The organism is Mesorhizobium sp. LSHC412B00, assembly GCF_000503035.1.
Taxonomy (GTDB): domain Bacteria; phylum Pseudomonadota; class Alphaproteobacteria; order Rhizobiales; family Rhizobiaceae; genus Mesorhizobium.
Genome location: NZ_AYWB01000032.1, coordinates 20,815 through 27,618 on the forward strand (window position 1 = coordinate 20,815; position 6,804 = coordinate 27,618).

At 62.6% G+C, this 6,804-nt stretch carries 8 protein-coding genes; 3 read left to right on the forward strand and 5 right to left on the reverse strand.

Annotation, left to right across the window (positions count from 1 at the left end):
• Positions 1-127: 127 nt before the first annotated feature.
• Positions 128-850, reverse strand: a complete 723-nt coding sequence (locus tag X757_RS135955) for an anti-sigma factor domain-containing protein (RefSeq protein ID WP_023728106.1) — start codon at positions 848-850, stop codon at positions 128-130.
• Entirely contained in the window at positions 847-1,386 is a 540-nt protein-coding gene (locus tag X757_RS1000000167460) for a sigma-70 family RNA polymerase sigma factor (RefSeq protein ID WP_023673234.1), read from the reverse strand. Before X757_RS1000000167460 ends, X757_RS135955 begins: the two co-directional genes overlap by 4 nt.
• A 409-nt stretch (positions 1,387-1,795) precedes the next feature.
• On the opposite strand from X757_RS1000000167460, the gene X757_RS1000000169280 reads away from it, so the two are divergent.
• A complete protein-coding gene (locus X757_RS1000000169280) occupies positions 1,796-2,002 on the forward strand; it encodes an amidase family protein (RefSeq protein WP_023687462.1) in 207 nt (68 codons plus the stop codon).
• 100 nt (positions 2,003-2,102) lie between these two features.
• The gene (gene argB / locus X757_RS135940; protein WP_013528489.1) at positions 2,103-2,996 is read left to right on the forward strand and encodes an acetylglutamate kinase; all 894 of its coding nucleotides are present in this window, start codon (positions 2,103-2,105) and stop codon (positions 2,994-2,996) included.
• 42 nt (positions 2,997-3,038) lie between these two features.
• Here argB and X757_RS135935 read toward each other — a convergent pair whose 3' ends face one another.
• From X757_RS135935 to X757_RS135925, 3 genes are all read right to left on the reverse strand, one after another.
• Entirely contained in the window at positions 3,039-3,437 is a 399-nt protein-coding gene (locus tag X757_RS135935) for a RidA family protein (protein ID WP_023687463.1), read from the reverse strand.
• Positions 3,438-3,549: 112 nt separating this feature from the next.
• The gene (gene bchE, locus X757_RS135930; protein ID WP_023728108.1) at positions 3,550-5,097 is read right to left on the reverse strand and encodes a magnesium-protoporphyrin IX monomethyl ester anaerobic oxidative cyclase; all 1,548 of its coding nucleotides are present in this window, start codon (positions 5,095-5,097) and stop codon (positions 3,550-3,552) included.
• 111 nt (positions 5,098-5,208) lie between these two features.
• Positions 5,209-5,685 (reverse strand): Lrp/AsnC family transcriptional regulator, encoded by a 477-nt coding sequence (locus X757_RS135925; protein ID WP_023728109.1) that lies wholly within the window; start codon positions 5,683-5,685, stop codon positions 5,209-5,211.
• Positions 5,686-5,824: 139 nt separating this feature from the next.
• Between X757_RS135925 and phhA the strand changes: the two genes are divergently transcribed.
• The gene (phhA, locus tag X757_RS135920; protein ID WP_023728110.1) at positions 5,825-6,661 is read left to right on the forward strand and encodes a phenylalanine 4-monooxygenase; all 837 of its coding nucleotides are present in this window, start codon (positions 5,825-5,827) and stop codon (positions 6,659-6,661) included.
• Positions 6,662-6,804: the final 143 nt, after the last annotated feature.

Below are 6,804 nucleotides of genomic sequence, written 5' to 3' on the forward strand. Positions count from 1 at the left end.
ATTTATCCTTTATCTTGTTGGCGAATTATCTCCGGAGATCGAATCTCTAATCTCCAGTATCCAAAACGAAAACAGCGGAAGATCTACTTCCGCTGCCTTCATTATCACGTCATGGTTTTACGATCTATCAGATGCCCTTCAGGTCGCCCGCGGCAACGACCGGTCCGGTCGGCTGTCCCGTCGTCGAACCGCCCGTCGGCTCGACGCTGACAGCAAGCACGGCGCCCTGCGCCAGCTTCTGCTGCACGGCCGGGGTAACCGGGATATGGGCGATCTGGCCGGCGGGGATGACGCCCATCGAGACCGGAGCATTCTTGCCCTCGATCATCCACAGTTCGAAGTCCTTGCCGGCGGCGCGTTCGCCCGAAACCAGCGACAGGCCGACATCGCGGCGGGATGCGTCGTAGACGACGAGGTATTTGACGTCGCTGCCTTCGGCAGCCAGCGAGGCGACGAGGCGCTCCTGCGGTACGACGACCGGCGACCTGACGTAAGGCACCGCGACATAGAGCACCAGGGCCGCGAGAGCCGCTGCGGTGAGGCCGCGCCAGAAGCTAAGGCTGGACCACAGGCTGCCGCTCGGGGCCGTCGTCGACGCCGCGGTGGAGGAGAACAGCCGGCGATCGATAGCCGGCTTGATCGTGGCCGGCGGCTCTACCTCAGCATAAGCGGCAGCGATCGGCGAGAGGTTCACTTCCCAGGAATCGACGAGACGGGCAAAGCCGGTCTCCGCGTCGATGCGTCCGGAGGCTATCTGGCGCTCATCCGCCGGCAGCACGCCGAGAACGTATTCGGCTGCGAGCAGGTCGTCGCCTCCACGTTCCGGTCCATTTTCTTCTGCCAGGGTCATCTTTCCAGACATTCTCTAAGTTTCAACAGGCTGCGGCGCAGCCATGTCCGCATCGTGTTGAGCGGAACCTTATGACGTTCCGCGAGCTCGGCGTAACTTTCGCCGTTCAAATAAGCACCCCGAACGGCTTGCGCCCGGTCTTGTTCCAACTCTTCAAGGCACTGATAGATGCGCTCGGATTCACCGCCCGCAACAACCATAGCCTCTGGCCCGGGACCGGGGTCAGCCACGTCGAGCGCGGCATCGATATCGGCAGCAGGCTTGCGTCGCGACCGGATGCGATCAATCGCATGATTGCGTGCTATGGCCACCAGCCAGGAGATTGGGCTGAGATCAGAAACAGCGAAACGATCCGCCTTCGTCCACACTTTGACGAAGACCTCTTGCAGCGCTTCTTCCGCATCTCCGCGATCCTTCAATACACGAAGGCACACGCCGAAAAGTTTCGCACTGGTTTGCCGGTAAAGCAGATCGAACGCAGTCCGATCCTTCATCGAGGTCCGGACAATCAGGGTGGAGATATCCTGCGGCGTCATACGGACAAGCTAAGCGATCACGATTTATTTGCAAAGGCAGAAATCTTGTTGTCCACGCAAACGATGTCCGCGCCCGATCGCCAGTAATCGCCGGTCGGTGCCAAGGAAATCGGCTGTCGTTAGCCTCCCGCAGAAAGGGGAACAGCAATGTCGGCCGAACAGATGCTGTGGGAGAACGATGCAACCGACTTGGCAGGCTGTGCACAGAGGCGAGATCTCGCCGCCAGACTTGTCGATGCTGCGATCGCGCGCGCCGAGGCAACCCGATCATTGCGCATCCGCCGCTTGCCTGAGGCGCCATGGACCCGAAGGGGGCCGACGAGCTCATCGAAAACCTGCTCGACAAATTGCATTTGACCCGTCTCTTGGAGATCAGATCCCTGTTTGGGCAATTGATGGACAAGAGCCTGTGGTTCACCACTGGCCGGCGATCCAGAATGTCAGCGGCCAGCCGTCGATCGCGCTGCCGGCCCATGTCACCGATGCCGGCCTGCCGCTCGACATCCAGGGCGTCGGCCGCCCCGGCGACGAGCAGACGGTTTTGTCGCTCGCCGCGCAGATGGAGAAGATTTCCGGCTGGCTGACGCGGCGGGCGCCGCTCAAGGTGCCGGCCTGATCCGGCAGATTTCATCATCGTGATAGCAAAGCTGTTTGCGGCCTGGGCCAATTCCCGCTAAGACGCCGCCGTCCTTACCCGCATCCAGGGAACCATGCCGATGACGGAGATCACCGCCACCGCCGAAATGCAGGCCGCCCTGCTCTCGCGGGCCCTGCCCTATATGCAGCGCTACGAGCACAAGACGGTGGTGGTGAAATATGGCGGTCATGCCATGGGCGATATCGAGCTCGGCAAGGCTTTCGCCCGTGACATCGCGCTGCTGAAGCAGTCCGGCGTCAACCCGATCGTCGTCCATGGCGGCGGGCCGCAGATCGGCGCCATGCTGGCCAAGATGGGCATCGAATCCAAGTTCGAAGGCGGACTGCGCGTCACGGATCAGAAGACGGTCGAAATCGTCGAGATGGTGCTGGCCGGTTCGATCAACAAGGAGATCGTCGCGCTGATCAACGCCGAGGGCGAATGGGCGATCGGCCTGTGCGGCAAGGACGGCAACATGGTGTTCGCCGAAAAGGCTCGCAAGACCATGATCGACCCGGATTCCAACATCGAGCGTGTGCTCGATCTCGGTTTCGTGGGCGAACCGGTCGAAGTCGACCGCACCCTGCTCGACCTGCTGGCGCGCTCCGAAATGATCCCGGTGCTGGCGCCGGTGGCGCCCGGCCGCGATGGCCATACCTACAACATCAATGCCGACACCTTCGCCGGCGCCATCGCCGGCGCCTGCCAGGCGACGCGCCTTTTGTTCCTGACCGACGTGCCCGGCGTGCTCGACAAGAACAAGAAGCTGATCGACGAGCTGACGGTGGCCGAAGCCAAGGCGCTGATCAAGGACGGCACGGTGTCGGGCGGCATGATCCCCAAAGTCGAGACCTGCATCGAGGCGATCGAGCGCGGCGTCGAAGGCGTCGTCATCCTCAACGGCAAGACGCCGCATGCGGTGCTTCTGGAACTGTTCACCGAACACGGCGCCGGCACGCTAATCGTGCCCTGATCGGCAACTGGCTTGGCGGCCAGTTGGTCGGCTGGCCAGCCCTTAGGCAGGCTGGGGCAGGCGCGCGATGACCTTTATCTCGAAGTCGAAGCCGGCTAACCAGTTGACGCCGACCGCCGTCCAATTGGTGTAGGGCGGTTCACCGAACACCTTCAGCCGAACGGCATCGATCACGGGCCATTGCGTTGCCGGATCGGTGTGGAAGGTGGTCACGTCGACTATATCGTCGAACGTGGCGCCCGCTGCTTTCAGCACTGCCGCGAGATTGTCGAAGGCAAGCTGGACCTGCTTTTCGAAGACAGGTTCGGGCGACCCGTCCTCGCGGCTGCCGACCTGGCCCGAGACAAACAAAAGATCGCCCGATCGGATTGCAGCAGAATAGCGATTGATCTCGTAGAGAGCCTGCCTGCCGGCAGGAAAGATCGCGTCACGTTTGGTCATTTTCACTCCATTGTCCGGGGCACTCACATACGTCCCGTATGCATGAGGTGGGTACATACGCCGCGTATGTCAATACGCATACGGTACGTATCTATGAATGGCAGCGAGCCGGTCAGGTGCCGGCCGAGATCGCGACAGCCGCTTCGGCCGGCTTGCGCGACGGGCGCATGACGAGCATGGATTCCTCATCGGCATCCTGCGGAGCGCCCCAGAACTCAGCCAGCGTCGGACCATCCTTGAGGCGGCGGTCGCGGGCCAGGAAACCCCAGACCTCGCGGAACCACACGCGGCGGCCCATTTGGGTGTACCAGCGCATCGAATGGCGCTGTTCGGGATCGGGGTGGAAGAGAATGCGCGCCAGCGCCTTCGGCCGCGACTGCACCGCGACCTCGATCAGCTTGACCGAGAAGAACAGCATCCACGGTTTCAGCCGGGTCATCTGCAGCACCTGGTGCTTGTAGTCCCACAGCCGGGCATCCGTCTGGATCACCTTGCGGTCCTTGGCGATGCGGAAGAACGGCGTCCAGCGGTGCGGCGTGACATAGAGCGCCTGGATCTGGTCGGGGTCGTAGGCAAGCAGCTGGCGAAAGCCGCGCCACAGATCGCGAAAGGTCTCATCCTCGAACCCCGCCACCCAGGTCGCCATGGACAGTATGCCATGCTGGCGGAGCAGCCGGATCGCCTCGCGGTCGGATGAGGTGCTGCCGCCCTTGCGGATCAGTTGAAGCGTCTGCTGGTCGGTGTTTTCCATGCCGAGCAGCCAGCGGATGACGCCGGCCTTGCGATAGAGGTGCAGGATGTCGGCATCGCGCACGATGTCGTCGGCCCGGGTCGAGCCGACGATCAGCACCGGCACGTTCTCGGCGATCAGCGCATCGAGAAAGGCGCGCCAAACCTTCTTCGATACGGTCGGGTTTTCGTCGGCGAGGTTGATCAGTTCGACGCCGTGCTGGCGGTGCAGCCAGGCAATCTCCTGCGCAAATTTTTTGGGGTCGCGGTGCCGCCAGCGGGTCCAGAAACCGCGCTGGCCGCAATAGTTGCACAGATGCGGACAGCCCCGCGAAAACTGCATGACCACGGCGCGCTTGCCGCCCCAATAGCTGTAGCGGCGGTGATCGATCAGCTCCCAGCCGACGCGGTACTCGTCCAGATTGGCAGTGGTCCCGGCCGGCCGCGTCGCGAAGGGGCGGCCGAGATCGTCGCGATAGGCGATACCCGCGACATCGCCCAGCGGCCGGCGATTGTCCAGTGCCACGACCAGGGCAAGGATGGTTGCCTCGCCCTCGCCGCGCACGATGAAGTCGAAGACATCGCTCGCCGCCAATATGTCGCGCCAGTGATAGGTCGGGAACACGCCGCCATAGATCACCAGCGTCGCCGGCTCGAGCGCCTTGACCATGCGGGCGATCGCGAGCGCGGTGGGATGCGCCGAGGTCGAGCCGGAGTGGCCGATCAGGATGCAATCGGGCTGCCCGCTGAGCGCATCGCGCACCAGAGTTTCCAACGGCATCGGCCCGAATTCGGCATCGACCAGCCGGACTTTATGGCCGGCGTCGATAAGCGGGCCGCCCAGTGCCAGCAGGCCGAGCGGTGGCAGATGGTCATCGGGCACGCGGCTGCCGATGGCGGTGTGCGGCGGATTGATCAGCACGATGTTCATGACGGACCTTTGAGCGACGGTCCGCATGGCGTAGCCGGCGTTTCAGTTTCGCATTTGGGCTCCGTTCAGCAGTTTGCGTGCAGCTTTTCCGCAGAAATGGCGGTGCGTGTCCTACCGCCTGAGGTGGGCGAGCGGCACGTGGCCCGGGCCCTTGATGTTCTGCAGCACCAGCTGGGTGTGAACGTCGCGCACGCCGGCAAGGCGCATCAGGCGGTGCATGACGAAGGCGTTGAGTTCGTCGACCGACGGCACCATGACGTGCAGCAGGAAATCGTGGTCGCCGGTCATCGTCCAGCATGACGACACTTCGTCCATGCGTTGCACGGCGGCGATGAAGGTTTCGGGCGAACCGTCGCTGTGGCTGGTGAGCCGCACCTGGATGAACACCTCGACCATCAGGCCGACGCCGCGGCGGTTGAGCACGGCGGCAAAGCCCTTGATGATGCCGGCCTCCTGCAGCGCCTCGAAGCGGCGAGCGCAAGGCGTCGTCGACAGGCCGATCTCCTGCGCCAGTTCGGACACGGGCTTGCGTCCATCGCGCTGAAGCACATCCAGCATCTTGATCTCGAAATCGTCGAACTGAGGCATTTTCACTCTCTTTCAGCTTCTGCTTGGTGATTTTTACCCCAAATCATGGACCCAAGCCATCATCAAAGCTGAACTGCCTCGCCGGCCGCCGCTAGACTCTGCGGACATATTCAAGTGTCACGATCAGGGGAGAAGAACCATGACGACGATGAGCGTTGCCGAATATGCCCGTGATTGCGCGGCGCAAGGCCTGCGTGGCGACTATTCGGTCTGCCGTTCCGACTTCACCGTGGCGCAGGGCTACAACTACAGCGCCGACGAACAGGCGGTGTGGCGCACGTTGTGCGACCGGCAGACCAAGCTGACGCAGAAGCTGGCGCACCATTCCTATCTCGATGGGATCGCCGCGCTCGGCCTGCTCGACAAGATCCCGGATTTCGGCGCGGTCTCAGACAAGCTGCGCAAGCTGACCGGCTGGGAAATCGTCGCCGTGCCTGGCCTCATCCCGGCCGCGCCCTTCTTCGACCATCTCGCCAACCGGCGCTTTCCGGTGACCAACTGGCTGCGCACCAAGGACGAGCTCGACTACATCGTCGAACCCGACATGTTCCACGACTTCTTCGGCCATGTGCCCATCCTGACGCAGCCGGTGTTTGCCGACTTCATGCAGATGTATGGCGAAAAAGCCGAGAGCGTGATTGCGCTGGGCGGTGACGAGATGATCACCCGGCTCTACTGGTACACCGCCGAATACGGGCTGATACAGGAGGAGGGCCAGAAGCGGAAAGCTTTCGGCGCCGGGCTGATGTCGTCGTTCACCGAATTGCAGTTCGCCGTCGCGAGCCCTGACGCGCACCACGTGCCCTTCGACCTCGAAACGGTGATGCGCACCGGCTACGAGATCGACAAGTTCCAGCGCGCCTATTTCGTGCTGCCGTCTTTCGACGTGTTGCGCGATGCGTTCCGGACCGTCGATTTCAAGGCGATCGTCGCCCGCCGCAAGGGGCAGCCGGCGCTGGATCCAGCGACGGTTTAGCAAATCCTGAAGGGTTTGCGCGGCACCTACCCCCACCCTTAATCCCTCCCCACAAGGGCATAGGCGCTAAGATAGGTATTGCCTTGCGGAATCGGGTGTGATTCTACACTGCGATGACACACGAATCGCTTGTTGATGACGGC

What these genes read in the sequence shown, in the direction of transcription:
- X757_RS135955 (WP_023728106.1), bottom strand. Translation starts at nt 850, where the DNA reads ATGACCCTGGCAGAAGAAAATGGACCGGAACGTGGAGGCGACGACCTG.
- X757_RS1000000167460 (WP_023673234.1), bottom strand. Translation starts at nt 1,386, where the DNA reads ATGACGCCGCAGGATATCTCCACCCTGATTGTCCGGACCTCGATGAAG.
- argB (WP_013528489.1), top strand. Translation starts at nt 2,103, where the DNA reads ATGACGGAGATCACCGCCACCGCCGAAATGCAGGCCGCCCTGCTCTCG.
- X757_RS135935 (WP_023687463.1), bottom strand. Translation starts at nt 3,437, where the DNA reads ATGACCAAACGTGACGCGATCTTTCCTGCCGGCAGGCAGGCTCTCTAC.
- bchE (WP_023728108.1), bottom strand. Translation starts at nt 5,097, where the DNA reads ATGAACATCGTGCTGATCAATCCGCCGCACACCGCCATCGGCAGCCGC.
- X757_RS135925 (WP_023728109.1), bottom strand. Translation starts at nt 5,685, where the DNA reads ATGCCTCAGTTCGACGATTTCGAGATCAAGATGCTGGATGTGCTTCAG.
- phhA (WP_023728110.1), top strand. Translation starts at nt 5,825, where the DNA reads ATGACGACGATGAGCGTTGCCGAATATGCCCGTGATTGCGCGGCGCAA.